The sequence below is a fragment of the Limnofasciculus baicalensis BBK-W-15 genome (assembly GCF_024178385.1).
GTDB classification, from domain to species: domain Bacteria; phylum Cyanobacteriota; class Cyanobacteriia; order Cyanobacteriales; family Coleofasciculaceae; genus Limnofasciculus; species Limnofasciculus baicalensis.
In genome coordinates this window covers 1-16,828 of sequence record NZ_JAMZMM010000110.1, presented here as the reverse complement: position 1 = coordinate 16,828, position 16,828 = coordinate 1, and the positions used below count along the sequence as shown (strand labels likewise).

Below are 16,828 nucleotides of genomic sequence, written 5' to 3'. Positions count from 1 at the left end.
GGGGAGTGGGGAGTGGGGAATAAATCAGGGTTTGGCTGTTGCTTCCTATTCGATCTTAATCTATATTTCAGTGAATATGGGTCTTCCCGATCGCTTGCACCATTCTCAACAAGGGGCTGAGAGCCAATTGTTCTTTGTCGGCATGTGTCATGCCTACCTTAGCTGATTGAAAGGCGTGGAAGTTATCAGTATGGGGTTAGTTGAGCTTAGAGGCAAACAAGCAATACCTGAATGGGAATTGTCTCGTCACTATTTCAGTCAAGAGGATATCAGTGAACAATCTATTATCTATTAGCAATGAACGATATTAATCATCATCATCACTAGCAATTCTAATTTTTTGCGCATCAAAAGTCTCCTTAAACATCCGACGGAGAAGCCGCTGGAGTTCGATGTGTTTTCCTGGCTTTACTTTTGTGATAGTACGAATCAATAGACTAGTCTTGCCAAATTCTTCTAATCCGTCTACCTGGGTTACTTCGAGGATATCTGGCGATTCCATCTTTAACTGCTTTCCCACTTTCTCAAGCATCTCGTATATCATATCCAAGTTGGAATCATAAGGTATGCTAATTTCTACCTTGGCATAGACATATTCTTTGGAGTAGTTAATAATTGAGTTAATATTTCCATTACGGACAATCTGTAATTGACCATCGGGATGCCGGAGTTGGGTAGTCCTTAATTCAATCGCCTCAACAATCCCTTCCAAAGATTCTTCATCCGTGCCACTAAATTTGATATAGTCACCCACTAAGTAATAGTTTTCAAACAGGATTAAAAATCCGCAAACTATGTCATTGATTAGATTCTGTGCCCCAAGGCCAACTGCGATACCTACGATACCTGCACCTGCTAAGATAGCTGTAGGATCGATACCGAAGATTTTGAGTATGGCTACTCCCACACTGAAGTACACGAAGTATTTGAGACTATTCCGTAGTAAAGGATGGAGAGTTAAGCGTCTTTTTTTCTGGAATTCTGTTAAGTTTTTATCGCCTATAAGTAATTCTTCTAGTACAATTTCTACGACTTCAATGATCAGACTACTGATCAATAAGATCGCAACAATTGAAATTATTTTGTTACTATAATTAGTCAGCCAAGCTAACTTTATTTCTTGAGCAAGGAGAGCTACTATCGCTATATAAATGACACCATTCAAACATTTTTTAAAGACTGGCCATAGATGGGAGAAGCGATGGTATAATGTTAATTTGTCTTTAGCAGTGGCGTAATTTAAAATAATGGTATTCAGGATATCGATTGATACTGAAGAGATTCCGACAAAGACTAATCCAAATGCAACTGTGAGATAAACTTGTAATCCGATAAACAGATATTCGATAATAATGGCTGATACTTGGAAAAAACTAATGGCTAAGATAGCGGTGCCGAGCCAAATACTATTGTTTAAAATATTTTTAACTCGTTTAAATGCACTATGAACATCCTCCTGATACTCAGATAATTGCTCCAATTTCACAAGAGGATCGCAGATTTTATCTAGCCCACGATTGAGGCTGGGTAAACTTAACTTTACGATCATGAAGAGGGAAACACTTTTTAGCAACGCAGTAGCTAGAGTTACCCAAAATTGAATGGGAATGCGGCGCAGTAATTCTAAGTGAACCTGGGAGAGGTTTTTTCCTTGATAAATCAATATTCCATTTACACCAATTACACTCAGGCAGCTCAGGAATCCGATCCCGATTAAACATCTCCTGATAAATCGGTAGATTGATAGGATACGATCGCTATGACCTTTTATCCAAGCTGCTTTACTAATTAGCTTTAATCCGATATAACTTAGCCAGTTAATAATTAATAAACCCAAGAGAATAATACCAATTTCTCCTCCGATAATTAATATGTTATTTGAGATATTCATATTTACCAAGATTGACAATTTTGTATGAAGTTACTGCATTGAAAAGTCTCAGCACCATGGAAGTCAAGAAATAGCCCCCAATATTTACTGAGTAATAATACTACAAGATAGATATAAATGCAATATATCGCATTTATGTCTGTATAAAAAGCGACTTTTAGAGAAGGTAGCTCGAGCCAGAGATCGGTGATATGCTTAAAGAGCCAAGTATTTGAAGATATTATTGGCGAATTCAGAAAAACTAATCCCTTAAAACAGTCCCTCTACCCGTCAATTGAAAGGGAATTCTTAAGGGGGAATGGGAAAAAGGGAAATCCCCTACCCTGAAAATCCATGAATTCACAACCAGTTGGATAAAACAACTACCAACAATGGTCGTGAGACTATTACAATAATCTGGACTATAAAACTGTCACGCTACAATTATGCCCCGTCGCGACGATCTCCACAAAATCTTGATTTTAGGTTCCGGTCCTATCGTAATCGGACAAGCTTGCGAATTCGATTACTCTGGAACTCAAGCGTGCAAAGCCCTCCGTCAGGAAGGCTACGAGGTGGTACTGGTGAACTCTAACCCAGCTACCATCATGACCGATCCGGAAACCGCCGATCGCACTTACATTGAACCACTCACTCCAGAAATTGTCGAAAAGGTAATTGCCAAAGAACGACCAGATGCCCTTTTACCAACAATGGGAGGACAAACTGCCCTTAACCTCGCCGTCGCCTTAGCTAAAAATGGCGTATTGGAAAAGTACGGTGTGGAATTGATTGGGGCGAAACTCCCAGCCATTGAAATGGCTGAAGATCGACTACTATTCAAAGAAGCCATGGCGCGGATTGGCGTAGCGGTTTGTCCGTCAGGAATTGCTAACACTTTGGACGAAGCCAAAGTCATCGCCCAACAAATCGGTAGTTATCCTCTAATTATTCGCCCTGCTTTTACCATGGGTGGTACTGGTGGCGGTATTTCTTACAACCAAGAAGAATACGAAGAAATGGCCCAGGGAGGTATCGATGCTTCCCCAGTATCGCAAATTCTAGTAGAGCAATCTCTCCTCGGCTGGAAAGAATACGAACTTGAGGTAATGCGCGACTTAGCTGATAATGTCGTAATTATCTGTTCCATTGAAAATATCGATCCGATGGGTGTCCATACGGGAGATTCTATTACCGTTGCCCCTGCCCAAACTCTCACCGATAAAGAATATCAACGGTTGCGGGATTACTCAATTAAAATTATCCGCGAGATTGGGGTAGAAACTGGCGGTTCTAATATTCAATTTGCCGTTAATCCAGTTACTGGGGAAGTAATTGTGATTGAAATGAACCCCCGCGTTTCTCGTAGCTCCGCCCTCGCCTCCAAAGCAACAGGCTTCCCCATTGCCAAGTTTGCCGCTAAATTAGCAGTGGGATATACTTTGGATGAAATTCCCAACGATATCACTAAGAAAACTCCCGCATCCTTTGAACCAACAATCGATTATGTAGTTACCAAAATACCCCGATTCGCCTTTGAAAAATTCCCAGGTTCATCCCCAATTCTCACTACCCAAATGAAATCCGTTGGGGAAGCAATGGCGATTGGACGTACCTTTCACGAATCTTTCCAAAAAGCCCTCCGTTCCTTGGAAACCGGACGTTTTGGTTGGGGATGCGATCGCAATGAGAAACTGCCATCTCTAGAACAAGTCCGTTCCGGTTTACGGACACCTAATCCCGAACGTATTTTTACTGTCCATCACGCCTTACAACTAGGAATGACGACAGAAGAAGTTTACGAACTTACTGGGATCGATCCCTGGTTTTTAAACAAATTCGAGGAATTGTTAGAAACCGAAAAATTACTCAAGCGGACACCATTAAAGAGCTTGACAAAAGAGCAAGTTTATGATGTCAAGCGGATGGGATTTAGCGATCGCCAAATTGCCTTCGCGACTAAAACCAAAGAAGACGAAGTTCGCGCTTATCGTAAAGGACTAGGTATCGTCCCCGTCTATAAAGTAGTCGATACCTGTGCCGCAGAATTTGAAGCCTTTACCCCCTATTACTATTCCACTTACGAAGAAGAAACGGAAGTCATTCCTTCCGATAAACGGAAAGTAATGATTTTAGGTGGTGGACCAAATCGAATTGGACAAGGGATTGAGTTTGACTATTGTTGCTGTCATGCAGCTTATGCCCTTTCAAAACAGGGGTTTGAGACAATTATGGTCAACTCAAACCCAGAGACAGTATCTACCGATTACGATACCAGCGATCGGTTGTATTTTGAACCCCTTACCAAGGAAGATGTTCTCAATATTATTGAGACGGAAAACCCAGAAGGAATTATTATCCAGTTTGGCGGTCAAACTCCGCTGAAACTTGCCTTGCCATTGGAAGAGTTTTTGAATTCTTCACTAGCAAATGACACAGGAGTAACGACAAAAATTTGGGGTACTTCTCCTGAGTCAATTGATATTGCCGAAAATCGGGAGAAGTTTGAGAAGATATTACGGCAACTCGATATCAAACAACCACCAAATGGGATTGCTTGGAGTTATCGAGAGGCAGTAGAAGTTGCCAAGCGGATTAGCTATCCGGTTGTGGTACGTCCCTCTTATGTGTTAGGAGGAAGGGCAATGGAAATTGTCTATTCCGACACAGAATTGGAACGGTACATGAAATTTGCCGTCCAGGTAGAGCCAGATCATCCTATCTTAATTGATAAGTTTCTGGAAAATGCAGTAGAAGTCGATGTGGATGCGATCGCAGATAGTACAGGGAAGGTGGTAATCGGCGGCATCATGGAACATATTGAACAAGCCGGGATTCACTCCGGTGATTCTGCTTGTTCTTTACCCCATACCTCTCTCACCGATAGTGCCCTAGAAACAATTCGCACTTGGACACATCAGTTAGCAACTGCCCTAAAAGTTATCGGGTTAATGAATATTCAGTTTGCCGTACAAGGGGAAACTGTTTATATTTTAGAAGCCAATCCCAGGGCATCCCGCACTATTCCTTATGTCTCCAAAGCAACAGGTGTACCTTTGGCAAAATTAGCCTCCCTAATTATGTCCGGCGAGACACTAGTATCTTTGGGTTTAACAGAGGAACCGACAATTAAACATGTTGCGGTAAAAGAAGCGGTTTTGCCTTTTGAGAAATTCCCCGGTACTGACGTAATTTTAGGACCAGAAATGCGTTCAACTGGTGAAGTCATGGGGATTGATACCGACTTTGGTAAAGCATTCGCCAAGGCAGAATTAGCCGCCGGACAGCGTTTGCCACTATCAGGAACGGTGTTTGTTTCAACTAACGATCGCGATAAAGCCAATGTGGTGCGAGTAATACAAGATTTAATGGAATTAGGCTTCCATGTCGTAGCTACAGAAGGGACGAGAAAAGCCCTCAAAGCAGAAGGATTGAATGTAGAATTAGTCCTGAAACTTCATGAAGGTCGTCCTCACGTTTTAGACTGGATTAAAAACAAGAAAGTGCAACTCATTATCAACACACCATCAGGAGAAGATGCCCAAGCTGATGGTCGTTTGATTCGCCGTACTGCTTTGGGTTATAAAATTCCCATTATTACCACAATTGCAGGTGCAAAGGCGACAGCAGCCGCAATTCGTTCCTTGCAGTCTCAACCTTTGGATGTGAAGGCTTTGCAAGATTATCTGTAGAATGGTTGTTGGTTATTGGTTGTTGGTTATTTGTTGTTGGTTGTTGGTTATTTTGCGATCGCCTTTTCATCTCTCTTCCCCGCGAGTGACTCCCACCATAACTGTACTCAGTTTGGTGGTGAGAGGAAACGGGGGGCATAATCTACGCAATATATCCATAACCATCCTTTTTGTGAATGTGTTTGCAGTATTTGTGACTAATTCCCTGGACTAATCCTTTTTTGGTTGAAATATTAAAGCTGCCACTTGAACGAGTAGCAATTCTACCTAGATATCTACCTACTTTTTTGCCCTTAGTAACTACTGCTTTAACAATATCTCCAGTTTGAAAACCAAAGTGAATTTTATTCCTAGGAACATAGCGACTAGGGAACCCAAATTTATCAGATAGACGCGCAGCGGCTTCTCGTAGAGTAGGTACGCAAAGAATAGAGTTGATTGGTGGGTATGTTCCACTTATTTGAGAAGTTCTATATTATAGCAGCCTCCAAGTCTGGGTATCCCACTCCAAACTAGAGACTTTTACCCTTACCCCCAACCCCTCACCCTCAAAAGAATGTTCGTCACATAACTTAACAAACGATCGAAGCCTGAAAGTGCCTTAACTTCGTTAACTTTATTGATATTAATTCTCAATTACTAACGAGATTGCGTCGTTTCAGCGATCGTGGTACAATAATCCAAAGGGGGGCTAATAACCTTTGGGGGAATTGGCACACTATTGTAAACCATTTCAAGGTTTTCTAATCTCTATATAAGCCTTGCAGAAACTAAGGCTTTAGGGTAGTTTACGTTGATCCGAGGTTATTTATTTACTCCCTTTGCGGTAGAAGATTATATATCTCTTCCTTTGTGTCTTAGTGTCTTAGTGGTTTCTTCAATAGTTATTCTTCCGGCGCGAAAAGAGTAATTTCTACTTCAGCCGACAACTACACCCGTTGAAGATAGCGATCGTTTTTATTTTCAACACACTTACGCAACTAGAGACGTTACATGTAACGTCTCTATCCAATGAGAATATTACAAATAATTTAGTATCGCTATATTTTAAAACAAAAAGTACCGCTGCGCCATCGGTAAAACTATCGCAGGCTCGCAAATTAACAACTCTCCATCCGCCCTCACTTGATATGTTTCCGAATCAACCTCCATTCGAGGTAAGGCATCATTCAGTTTCATATCCCGCTTACTCAAATTTCGGGTATTAGAAACCGCGATCGCAGTTTTTTGCAAGCCAAGTTGCTGAGGAATGCCTCTCTCTAAAGCCGCTTGAGAAACAAAAGTAAACGATGTTGCGGCAATTGTGCCACCAAAACTGCCAAACATGGGACGGCTATGGACAGGTTGAGGTGTAGGAATACTAGCATTAGCATCACCCATTTGGGAAAATGCGATCGCGCCTCCTTTAATTACTATCTCTGGTTTGACTCCGAAAAATCCAGGTTTCCACAAACATAAATCTGCTAATTTCCCAACTTCTATCGAACCTACATAGTCAGCAATCCCATGAGTAATGGCTGGGTTAATTGTATATTTTGCAATATATCGTTTGGCGCGAAAATTATCTGACCTCTCCTCCAAACCCTCTCCTCCAAGGCGAGAGGAGTCTGACTCCCCCTTATCTACCCTGCTGCTGTTGAAGGGAGGCTGGGGGGTTAGGTTTCCCCGCTGGACTTTCATTTTATGTGCGGTTTGCCAAGTGCGAATAATTACTTCCCCTACTCTTCCCATTGCTTGAGAATCAGAGGAAATCATACTAAATGCACCCAAATCGTGCAAGATATCTTCAGCCGCAATAGTTTCCCGGCGAATCCGCGACTCAGCAAAGGCGACATCTTCGGGAATGCCTCGATCTAAATGATGGCAAACCATCAACATATCCAGATGTTCTTCTAAAGTATTAACAGTATAAGGACGAGTGGGATTTGTGGAAGAAGGTAAAACATTTCCTTCCCCACAAACTTTAATAATATCCGGTGCATGTCCCCCACCAGCACCTTCAGTATGGTAAGTATGAATAGTGCGATCTTTAAAAGCAGCAATAGTAGCTTCCACAAACCCAGCTTCATTCAAAGTATCGGTATGAATTGCCACCTGGACATCATATTTATCGGCTACACTCAAACACGTATCAATAGTTGCTGGAGTCGTACCCCAATCTTCATGTAACTTCAACCCCATCGCCCCAGCTAATACTTGTTCCTCTAATCCTTGGGGTTGACTGCTATTACCTTTACCTAAAAAACCTAAATTGACTGGAAAAGCATCGGCAGCTTGTAACATCCGGTAAATATGCCAAGGACCGGGAGTACATGTGGTAGCATTCGTACCTGTAGCTGGTCCTGTACCGCCACCAATCATAGTAGTAATACCAGATGCGATCGCAACTTCTATCTGTTGCGGACAAATAAAGTGAATGTGAGTATCAATTCCCCCAGCCGTAACAATATGTCCTTCCCCTGCGATTACCTCAGTACCGGGACCAATAATAATATCAATATTATCTTGAATATAAGGATTCCCCGCCTTACCTATTTTAAAAATCTTTCCCTCTTTAATCCCAATATCGGCTTTAACGATACCCCACCAATCGAGAATTAAAGCATTAGTAATTACCGTATCCACCGCACCATCGGCATTAGAGATAGGAGATTGTCCCATGCCATCGCGAATTACCTTACCACCACCGAATTTTACCTCATCGCCGTAGGTAGTGTAATCCCGTTCCACTTCAATGAATAATTCGGTATCGGCAAGACGGATGCGATCTCCGACTGTTGGTCCGTAGGTTTCCGCGTAGGCGCGGCGATTCATTCTGTAACTCATGGTTGCTCCTCAATAATTATTGTAGTTATTCTACTAGCAATTTAGAATAATTTGAAGTTATCATTAAAGGGATATTTTGGATAGAGCGAACTTTATGAATTCCAATTTTGTGCTTACACCGACGGCTCTGGTTTCTAAGTTAACTTAACCTTAGTTAATTAATAAAAGTCAACGATTACTTAAGTTAAAAGGAGTTATATCACCTGCATCATCAATCAAAGTTATGGAGCCAGGAAGTAAGGATTGCAGCAGCGGGATCATTTGCACAATTAGGGGCAGTAGACGATCGGGACGGGTACTCTTGGCATTCAGTACTACAACCCGCAACGCTAAATTTTGCACATTTTGCTCGTAGGGTAAGTTTTTGTCAGATGTGATGAACACATCGAACGGAAATACATTTGCTAGGGCTAAAAGATCTCGATCTTTTGTGCCACGCCAGCCCATATCTTCCACATTCTGCACTGCGTGTCCTACAGCTAGGAACGGTTGTTTCAGTTTTTTGCTGAGTAGGTTTTCATCAAGCAGAATGAGCATTAGCTATTCGCTCCTCATCTAGCATTGCTTTTGCGATCGCTTCCAAAACTTGCAATGCTGGTGTTTTCAGATGGGGAAAGTCTTCCAAAAACTCAGCTAAACCCGATTCACCTTCTAGATAATCAAAAAAGGTTTGTAAGGGAACCCGTGTGCCAACAAAAACGGGAACTCCGCTCATAATTTCTGGATTAGTATGTACAATCCCTTGACGATCGATAATTTGTTGGATTTTCATAACAGCTCACTGAATCGAGTCAATCAAATTTTAGCACTCGGTCGGGCGCGATCGCTTCCCTTACCTTCGGCATCGCTAATTTGTACTACCGAATCAGGATGCGATACCACGATTAAGCTCCCTCCTACCGCGCAATCGCCTTTTCAATCTCTTCAGGATCAGCCTCTGCATACAGCCATGTATTTACCAAATCAGCAGCGGTTAGCGTCGGGTAATCTTCTCACAAATAGGCTTCACTTGCCCCTTGCTAGTCCAGGCTAACCAATAGCCAAACCGGAATCTGAGTTTGTCGAATACAGGCATCGCCCCCATCACGCCCGGTGTTTTCTCAATGTCAACCCAACCATTGCTGAGACTCGCCGCCAAAATCTGAATTGCCTGTGCTTTTTCTGTATTACATCTCCAGCCTTGTATTATTCTTCCCATGAGAAATTTCCGGTTTTAGTTGGGCGACTTAAGGAAGAGTGATTATCGAGTAAATTCAGTAACCTAAATTAAGTCTATGGAGCCATTAACTGCTGGCGCGATTGCGCTTGTCACTCTCCTGTTAAACAAAACCTTTGAAAAGACAGGTGAAATCATTGTAACTAAAGCTTTTGAGAAAGGCAACAAAATAATGCAGTTGAGTAAAAACGACTCTACTGATGCTGTAAATGAAATAGAAGCTGCGGCTGAAAAACCAAGTTTTCCGCCAACAGAGGATTTTGGTGAAGCCATTTTGGTAGAAATGGTGGAATTAGCGGCTAAACAAGATCCAGAGATTAAAGCGGCTTTACTAGATTTAGCGGCTAAGGTAGAAGATGCGCAAAAGGAAAACGATCATATCAAGGAAGCAGTCAAAGATTTGAGAAAAGCAGTAGAGGAACGACGAAATCAGAACTCAAGCAATCGTAATTCGACGAAGATAGCGGAAACAATCGGCAAGATTGGGACTGTAATTCAGGGATCTCGTATCAACACTTGGACTATTGGCGATATTGACTTATCGAACTAAAATCATGAATATTTTTAGTCACTTTAACTGATAATTCGCAGGATTTGCGATCGCCCGACAGCCCGACAGTGGTTAAAACCACTGTCTAATAGCTGAAGTCAGTTAAAACTGACTGGCATGATAATTTAAGTCCATTAAAATGGACTTGAGCTATTAGCCGTAGAATTAATTCTACGGCTGATTTGGCAGGTTACTGAGAATGGACTTCAGGTATTAGCACGGAACTTAATTACCGGGCGGTATACTTCAAACAATATCTAGGATTAATTTAAGAATATGATTAAGAAGATAGCCGACTATATCGGAAAGATTGGGATTATATTCATAAAATCTCCTATCGGTGCAATAAAATTTATAATAAATTTTATTGCAATAAATATTACAATAAATTCACCAGTTTCACCCTGTTTATCAGATGAGAAACCAAAGCAAGATCTATTGCAATTAGTGCAGGATGAAGTTAATAAAAAATTAAATGTATTTCCCTACCATGGTGAACTAATTATCTTAAAAAAGAATCTGCACGAATCTTTAGTTAAGCATACTGATCTTAGAAAGGAACCAATTACAGATCCAGATTACAATATTTTCGATATATTCAACTACAAAGATGGGGCTTATCGAAAATTAGTGATTGTTGGCGAGCCTGGTTCTGGCAAAACTATTACTTTATATGAACTTACTCAAGAGTTGATTAAAGAAGCAAAGGCAGATGAAAACAAGCCAATTCCTGTAGTTGTTGATTTATGTTCCTGGAAAAAAGACAAGCAATCCATGCGTGAGTGGTTAGTAGAGAAACTTAGTCATAAATATAAGTTAGAAAAGCAACTTTTTATAAATTGGTTTGGAGAACGTAAAATATTGCCATTATTAGATGGACTGGATGAGGTGAAACCTGAATATCAGCAGGATTGTGTTCTCGCAATTAATAAACTTCTCGAAGAAATCAACCCACCACAATATTTAGTAGTATGTTGCCGCATTGAAGAGTACGAAAGCTTAATTAGAAATAACGACTATTCTAGACTCAATTTCTTCCAAGCTATTGAGTTGCAAGAATTAACAGTTCAGCAAATACACAATCGCCTGAAATATATGAAACTCGATCGTATATGGCAAATTATTAAAGATCGCGGACATCTATTAAAACTACTCTGTACTCCCCTAATGTTATCTATTGCCATTGAAGTCTATACCAAAATTTCAGATCGTGAACTGAATCAGTTCAACTCCTCTGCAAAACTTCAGCCTTATTTATTTAATCAGTACATCACTATCAAGCTGCCTCACGAAGACATCCCTGTGAGAGATAGGGATAGAAATATCGATACTACTCGTTGGCTCATCTGGTTAGCTCAAAACTTGAAAAGACGCAATCAAAAAGAATTCTTAATTGAAGAAATACAACCGGATTGGTTACCAAAATATCGCATAATCTATTATATTGGTGTAGCTCTGATTCTCTCATTATTTTCATTCATAATTAGTATTCTCCTCAATCATATTCATATCTTCAATTTAACCTTTGTTTATTACCTGGTATCTGCGATTATTGTCCTGAGCATTGCCCAGAATCCAAGCATCTCAATCGTTGAGAGTTTCACTTGGACAAATTGGTCTTTTAGGCAAGTAAAATGGGTATGGATAATTAGTTTATTCGCTGCATTATGTTTGGGAGTAGTGAATTGGATAAACAACGGAATTGTTGCCGGATTGAAGGTTACCTTAATTACGGCGATTGTGGCAACGATAGTGAGTCTGCCAACTGGATTTACGGGAGTTGAAAGACCAAGAAAAACCTATGCCAACCAAGGAATCATAAAATCTTGCAAAAACGCTGTCATATTTGGATTCTGTCTTGGACTGATTAGCACATTGATCGGTATATTGATCGGTATATTGATCGACCTAAGAATTGATGGATTGCTCAATCTGTTAAAAGTCGATGCAATTCTTGGGATAATCGTGGGACTAATGAGTGGTTTATTCATGGGTGGGATAACTTGTATTCAGCACTTCATTCTTCGCTTGATTCTCCGCTGGAATGGTTTACCCTGGAACTTTACTCTTTTCTTGGATTATGCAACCCAAAAGGGTTTTCTTCAGGGAATTGGTGGTAGCTATCAATTCATGCACGATTTACTAAGAGATCACTTCGCGACTCAACTACCCCGTTATCAAAACAAAGTACAATAAACCTCTTGTCCAAGTTAATATTTTGCTGTAGGAGAGAATCGGAGTGGATAGTGCCTTCGCATTAGCGTTAGCTTGGTGAAGGATAGCAGTATGAAGTGGTAGGAGCAAATGGGCAGGCACATCAGCCGCATCAGTATTGACATTTCACAATTATTTTTTTGTAAATTTGAAAAAAACACACACCAGATTTTTTATGCTACAATTCCAGGAAAGGCTAAATTCGACTAACTTAATACCAGGGTAAATTTCTCCATTAAAAAAAATATTCAGCCATAAGGAGTAAGCAAATGAAGATGTACAAATATTCCCTACCCATTCTGGCAACAACATTAGTGGTAGGGACTTCAGCACCAGCGTGGTCCTATTCCCCAAGCAAAATCATACGTTTTGGGCAATCTGTTAGCCAGTTTTTTCAGAAGAGTGATGATGCGGCGCGATTATTAGATCGAAAGCCAACTAAAACTATCTTGACAGAGATTGGAAAACAATCTTTACTAAACACTCTTTCTGCGCCAATTGCTCCACCAGAGTCTAGCAAATTACCCGATTTCTCCAGCAATGGACAAACACAAGATGATGTACGTCAAAACATTGCTCGGATTGTTCCTCCTGCTGGAATTACAATTGTGGGAGGTGTGACAGCTTCTAGCTACCTCAATTCAAACAACAAGGACAACCAAAATCCTCGCTCAACAATCCAGTTTAGCAAGAACAACCAAAATCCTCGCTCAACAATCCAATTTAGCCCATCTTTATTGAGCAAAAAATCTATAAAGTTGAGATAAGCAAGTGAATCCAAAATCACTAATTTTATCTTACCCCTTTCTCACAAGTTAGGGGTATTTTATTGTTTGTTCATGGCAAATTGTCAAGCTGCCAAAATCTGAATTGCCTGTGCCTTTTCGGAAGAGAGTGAATCCATGATAAGTATGCCATCATAGACTGTCGGACGTGGAAGTTCATGGTGCCGTATGAGACTCGTCAGTGCGATTGCCAACGGCCGCAGCGAAGCGCAAATAAGGAGATTTCATGACAGACTTACAAAAGTTTATTCAAGAAAAGTAAATAAGACCAGTCCATCCTGGTGAAGTTATCGCTGATGTGCTTGAAGATCTAGAAATGAATCAAGAAAGGTTTGCTGAAGTACTAGGTGTATCTCATCATACTATCAATGAAATTATTCGATGCTGCTGCACCACCTAGTAGTGCTGTTGAGACTTCTCAGGATTTCAGTATTGTTCAGAAGGACGAACAAAAAATTGCGGGTTTGTTCAATCTGCCCAAAATTCCGATTCCAATTCCCGGTGTACCCAGTGGAAATCCTTTATGGATAAAATTTTAGCACTTGGTAAGCTGCGATCGCACAACTGGAAAACTTGATTACTCTTATTTTCATTAAATTTCAATATTTCTTTGTTTCCAGTAATTCGGCTTGCGCCTACCATGGGCAATCGCAATAACCCAAATCACTTCTTCAAGCTCCGTATAAAAAATCAGATAGGGAAAACGCTGAATAGCATAACGACGTATTCCTTCAATCTTGTGTGGGGTTCCTAAATTGGGGTTTTGCTGAATTTTAAGAAGAACTTTTTCCACTTCAGACAGTAAATCTAGTCCCAAGCCTACTTTTTGAGCTTCATAGTAAGCTATTGCAGCATCAAGCTCCTTTCGAGCTTCGGTGTGGATAATAATAAACTTCACGAATACTTTTCTCGTAACTCAGAAAAAACTTGAGATAATGGTTCTCCAATAGCTGTTTTGCGATTAATATCCTGCAACCGTTGGGTTAATTCCTTATCCCAAGCAGTTTCTAGATTATCATCTATACCCTCATCAAGAGAATGAATTAAAAAGTAGGCAATTTCAGCACGCTCTTTTGCAGAAAGCTGAGAAAGTTCGAGTTTAAGTTTTTCCGCAGTTTTACTCATGCTTTGAAGTCTCCCCAACAATTCTAATTATAGGCTCAACTATCCGATCGTAACTACTTTACAGGTAAATTGCGATCGCATCCAAAAACCCAAATAACCTTACAACAGAGCGATCGCCTCTCGCCGTAGGTTAGGCTGACGTATGTTACCCAACATCCATTAGCGCGATCGCCATGAAACATAGCGTGGGCAAAAGAGCGATCGCGCTTCAACTCATCCACTTCTCTCAGGTTGTCAGTACTGCCCGCCCCTGAATCGTCGCAAATGCAAGCACTTGGTTATCAGGAATTCGCTGATTGGCTTGCCCTGCTTCTTGTACCGTCAGGACATCGTGACCAAATTGACGCAGTAGCCCCGTAACCACCTTGGGAAATCCCTCATCGGCATAAAGCGATACCACGATTAAGCTCCCTCCTACCGCGCAATTGCCTTTTCAATCTCTTCAGGATCAGCCTCTGCATACAGCCATGTATTTACCAAATCAGCAGCGGTTAGCATCGGGTAATCTTCTCACAAATAGGCTTCACTTGGGGAGCATCCCACTTTGGCAAAGATACTCGTTTTTTGACAAAGTTTTTACCCCCCCTGCCCCCCTTGTCAAAGGGGGGAGCAAGAATACAATCTCCATTTCTTCCAAATCGGGATGCTCCCCTTCACTTGCCCCTTGCTAGTCCAGGCTAACCAATAGCCAAACCGGAATCTGAGTTTCTACAATCTAAATTAATCTTCAGCAGGACTAAAGGAAACATCTTCATACAATACCTCAACTTGGCAGTGAAACCCAATACTATTCAGATGGAATTCATCGCCTTCATTGTAACGATAGAGTACCCATTGCCCTTCTGAGTTACGGCGAAAACATTCTACCCGCATCCGTTTTTGACTAATCAGGATATATTCTTGTAGGGTTTCTAACTCACTATAGTCTGTGAATTTATCTCCTCGATCGAATCCTTCAGTTTTATCAGAAAGTACCTCAATAATTAAGCAAGGGTAGCGTTTGAAGTAGTCAAAGTTCCTATCCCGTGCATCGCAAGTAACCATCACATCGGGGTAGTAAAAGATATTGAGAGATTCAATTCTTGCCTTCATATCTGTCACATAAATGCGACAGCCACTGCCCCGGACATGATTCCTCAGCAAAGCAACTACGTTAGCTGTGATGGTAACATGAGCATCACTGGCTCCTGCCATGCCATAGATTTGCCCTTGAATGTATTCATGTTTGATGGGACTATCTTTTTCGGCTTCTAGGTAGTCTTCTGGAGAAAGATAGGAGTGATATTGACTAATAGTCATAATGAATAATCTGCCCTAAAAAATTATAGTGCGATCGCCTAATCTTGTCGGTTGGGTTATTGCATTAATCCTCATGCACCACGTCATCTGACTAATGACCAATGACTAATCACCAACGACTAATCCATTAATTCTGCCATTAAACCCATAAATTTTACGCTCACCCACAAACGGCACTAACTCAACTTCCCGTTCATCTCCAGGTTCAAATCTTACTGCTGTGCCCGCCGGAATATTTAACCGCATTCCCTTAGTTTGTTCCCTGTCAAACTCCAATGCGTCATTCACCTCATAGAAATGGAAATGAGAACCAACCTGAATCGGGCGATCCCCTGTATTCGCCACCTGCAATAGTAGTGTAGGACGACCCACATTCAGTTCAATCTCTCCATCTTCAACAATCATTTCCCCTGGAATCATACTTTACTCCTTTTGAATGAGTCAAAATGCGATGAGTGTCCAGTCTGAGAGCTTCTTCCAGCCACAGTCCGCGATCGCAAACCAGCATAGCTCATTGCTATCCACATAATTGTCCCGAACTATGCTAAGTTTTATTAAAACATACCTTAACATTCATCTAAATAAATTATTTTTTCTTTACATTATCAGTATCTGGTCAGGTCAGCTTCAGTAAACTTACTGAGTCACTAGAACGGATTTTATTACAGACACAAATTATTTAATTTTACATTTTTATATTATCTAAATCAACTTTGTTAATACTTATTTTAGATTAGCCAGATCCGCAACCGTAAAATTACGCACTTTCAGCCATTATGCTGATATAAAATCAGCCATTATGCTTAGACGGTAAACCAAGAGAACAGTTAACAATAAACATTGAGATCAAAAACAGACAGGCAAATGTCATTGATCCGAAATCAGCCAAATCTTGGCTCATGCTATCTACCACATAAATACCACTTTTTGATCTATGCTTATATCATCTTTACAATACAAAGCAGCGAAACATACTCAGACTCATTATTATAGAAAGTCTGAAGAAGCCCACGATCACGTCTTTGCACCGAAGGATGGAGGAATCATGGCTTACATGACGGGAGTTGGGGAAGGAATCCAAGCAGGGGACTACCTCATTTTGCAAGACGACTATCAGTCTGAGCAATATAAAGTTGATAAAATCAACTACTACCCTGCACCCCCAGATATGTGGGTTGCCCTCCTCAAGCAAGTGGCAAGTTAGAGGTTAGAGAGTTTTGAGTTTTGAGTTAAAACTCCCTATTCCCCACT

15 protein-coding genes and 3 pseudogenes are annotated in these 16,828 nt (G+C 40.9%); 6 read left to right on the top strand and 12 right to left on the bottom strand.

Annotated features, from left to right (window positions below; genetic code table 11):
- Positions 1-307 precede the first annotated feature (307 nt).
- On the bottom strand, positions 308-1,891 hold the full coding sequence (locus NJ959_RS12830) for a mechanosensitive ion channel family protein (protein ID WP_254012146.1): 1,584 nt from the start codon (positions 1,889-1,891) through the stop codon (positions 308-310).
- A gap of 425 nt (positions 1,892-2,316) precedes the next feature.
- Between NJ959_RS12830 and carB the strand changes: the two genes are divergently transcribed.
- Complete coding sequence (gene carB, locus NJ959_RS12825) at positions 2,317-5,562, top strand: carbamoyl-phosphate synthase large subunit (protein ID WP_254012145.1); 3,246 nt, start codon at positions 2,317-2,319, stop codon at positions 5,560-5,562.
- A gap of 142 nt (positions 5,563-5,704) precedes the next feature.
- Here the strand turns inward: carB and NJ959_RS12820 are convergent.
- From NJ959_RS12820 to NJ959_RS12800, 5 genes and pseudogenes are all read right to left on the bottom strand, one after another.
- Positions 5,705-5,950 (bottom strand): annotated as a pseudogene (locus NJ959_RS12820) (RNA-guided endonuclease IscB); the annotation flags it as partial.
- 659 nt (positions 5,951-6,609) lie between these two features.
- Positions 6,610-8,388 carry an urease subunit alpha gene (gene ureC, locus NJ959_RS12815; protein WP_254012144.1) on the bottom strand — a complete coding sequence of 593 codons (1,779 nt, stop codon included), beginning with the start codon at positions 8,386-8,388 and terminating at the stop codon, positions 6,610-6,612.
- A gap of 168 nt (positions 8,389-8,556) precedes the next feature.
- Entirely contained in the window at positions 8,557-8,925 is a 369-nt protein-coding gene (locus tag NJ959_RS12810; protein WP_254012143.1) for a DUF5615 family PIN-like protein, read from the bottom strand.
- Positions 8,909-9,160, bottom strand: a complete 252-nt coding sequence (locus tag NJ959_RS12805) for a DUF433 domain-containing protein (protein ID WP_254012142.1) — start codon at positions 9,158-9,160, stop codon at positions 8,909-8,911. The genes NJ959_RS12810 and NJ959_RS12805 overlap by 17 nt, the downstream gene beginning before the upstream one ends.
- A 124-nt stretch (positions 9,161-9,284) precedes the next feature.
- Positions 9,285-9,586, bottom strand: a pseudogene (locus NJ959_RS12800) (DUF433 domain-containing protein).
- A gap of 76 nt (positions 9,587-9,662) precedes the next feature.
- On the opposite strand from NJ959_RS12800, the gene NJ959_RS12795 reads away from it, so the two are divergent.
- The 4 genes from NJ959_RS12795 (at position 9,663) to NJ959_RS12780 (ending at position 13,692) form a co-directional block, all read left to right on the top strand.
- Complete coding sequence (locus tag NJ959_RS12795; RefSeq protein WP_254012141.1) at positions 9,663-10,154, top strand: hypothetical protein; 492 nt, start codon at positions 9,663-9,665, stop codon at positions 10,152-10,154.
- A 447-nt stretch (positions 10,155-10,601) separates the two neighbouring features.
- Positions 10,602-12,350 carry an NACHT domain-containing protein gene (locus tag NJ959_RS12790; protein ID WP_254012147.1) on the top strand — a complete coding sequence of 583 codons (1,749 nt, stop codon included), beginning with the start codon at positions 10,602-10,604 and terminating at the stop codon, positions 12,348-12,350.
- 287 nt (positions 12,351-12,637) lie between these two features.
- Positions 12,638-13,135, top strand: a complete 498-nt coding sequence (locus NJ959_RS12785; RefSeq protein ID WP_254012140.1) for a hypothetical protein — start codon at positions 12,638-12,640, stop codon at positions 13,133-13,135.
- Between the two features lie 386 nt (positions 13,136-13,521).
- Entirely contained in the window at positions 13,522-13,692 is a 171-nt protein-coding gene (locus tag NJ959_RS12780) for a hypothetical protein (RefSeq protein ID WP_254012139.1), read from the top strand.
- Positions 13,693-13,745: 53 nt separating this feature from the next.
- On the opposite strand, the gene NJ959_RS12775 is transcribed toward NJ959_RS12780, so the two are convergent.
- The 6 genes and pseudogenes from NJ959_RS12775 to NJ959_RS12750 form a co-directional block, all read right to left on the bottom strand.
- The gene (locus NJ959_RS12775) at positions 13,746-14,051 is read right to left on the bottom strand and encodes a type II toxin-antitoxin system RelE/ParE family toxin (protein ID WP_254012138.1); all 306 of its coding nucleotides are present in this window, start codon (positions 14,049-14,051) and stop codon (positions 13,746-13,748) included.
- Entirely contained in the window at positions 14,048-14,278 is a 231-nt protein-coding gene (locus NJ959_RS12770; protein ID WP_254012137.1) for an addiction module protein, read from the bottom strand. Before NJ959_RS12770 ends, NJ959_RS12775 begins: the two co-directional genes overlap by 4 nt.
- A 53-nt stretch (positions 14,279-14,331) precedes the next feature.
- Positions 14,332-14,499: a hypothetical protein gene (locus tag NJ959_RS12765; protein ID WP_254012136.1), complete on the bottom strand. Its 168-nt coding sequence runs from the start codon at positions 14,497-14,499 to the stop codon at positions 14,332-14,334.
- A gap of 11 nt (positions 14,500-14,510) precedes the next feature.
- Positions 14,511-14,678: pseudogene (locus NJ959_RS12760) on the bottom strand (DUF5615 family PIN-like protein); the annotation flags it as partial.
- 320 nt (positions 14,679-14,998) lie between these two features.
- Positions 14,999-15,577, bottom strand: coding sequence for a Uma2 family endonuclease (locus NJ959_RS12755; RefSeq protein ID WP_254012135.1), 579 nt, complete (start codon positions 15,575-15,577; stop codon positions 14,999-15,001).
- A gap of 105 nt (positions 15,578-15,682) precedes the next feature.
- Positions 15,683-15,997 carry an urease subunit beta gene (locus NJ959_RS12750; RefSeq protein WP_254012134.1) on the bottom strand — a complete coding sequence of 105 codons (315 nt, stop codon included), beginning with the start codon at positions 15,995-15,997 and terminating at the stop codon, positions 15,683-15,685.
- Between the two features lie 514 nt (positions 15,998-16,511).
- Here NJ959_RS12750 and NJ959_RS12745 point away from each other — a divergent pair.
- Positions 16,512-16,781, top strand: coding sequence for a hypothetical protein (locus NJ959_RS12745; protein ID WP_254012133.1), 270 nt, complete (start codon positions 16,512-16,514; stop codon positions 16,779-16,781).
- Positions 16,782-16,828: the final 47 nt, after the last annotated feature.

What these genes read in the sequence shown, in the direction of transcription:
- NJ959_RS12805 (WP_254012142.1), bottom strand. Translation starts at nt 9,160, where the DNA reads ATGAAAATCCAACAAATTATCGATCGTCAAGGGATTGTACATACTAAT.
- NJ959_RS12780 (WP_254012139.1), top strand. Translation starts at nt 13,522, where the DNA reads ATGAAATTATTCGATGCTGCTGCACCACCTAGTAGTGCTGTTGAGACT.
- NJ959_RS12745 (WP_254012133.1), top strand. Translation starts at nt 16,512, where the DNA reads ATGCTTATATCATCTTTACAATACAAAGCAGCGAAACATACTCAGACT.
- ureC (WP_254012144.1), bottom strand. Translation starts at nt 8,388, where the DNA reads ATGAGTTACAGAATGAATCGCCGCGCCTACGCGGAAACCTACGGACCA.
- carB (WP_254012145.1), top strand. Translation starts at nt 2,317, where the DNA reads ATGCCCCGTCGCGACGATCTCCACAAAATCTTGATTTTAGGTTCCGGT.
- NJ959_RS12750 (WP_254012134.1), bottom strand. Translation starts at nt 15,997, where the DNA reads ATGATTCCAGGGGAAATGATTGTTGAAGATGGAGAGATTGAACTGAAT.
- NJ959_RS12770 (WP_254012137.1), bottom strand. Translation starts at nt 14,278, where the DNA reads ATGAGTAAAACTGCGGAAAAACTTAAACTCGAACTTTCTCAGCTTTCT.
- NJ959_RS12795 (WP_254012141.1), top strand. Translation starts at nt 9,663, where the DNA reads ATGGAGCCATTAACTGCTGGCGCGATTGCGCTTGTCACTCTCCTGTTA.
- NJ959_RS12830 (WP_254012146.1), bottom strand. Translation starts at nt 1,891, where the DNA reads ATGAATATCTCAAATAACATATTAATTATCGGAGGAGAAATTGGTATT.
- NJ959_RS12755 (WP_254012135.1), bottom strand. Translation starts at nt 15,577, where the DNA reads ATGACTATTAGTCAATATCACTCCTATCTTTCTCCAGAAGACTACCTA.
- NJ959_RS12785 (WP_254012140.1), top strand. Translation starts at nt 12,638, where the DNA reads ATGAAGATGTACAAATATTCCCTACCCATTCTGGCAACAACATTAGTG.
- NJ959_RS12810 (WP_254012143.1), bottom strand. Translation starts at nt 8,925, where the DNA reads ATGCTCATTCTGCTTGATGAAAACCTACTCAGCAAAAAACTGAAACAA.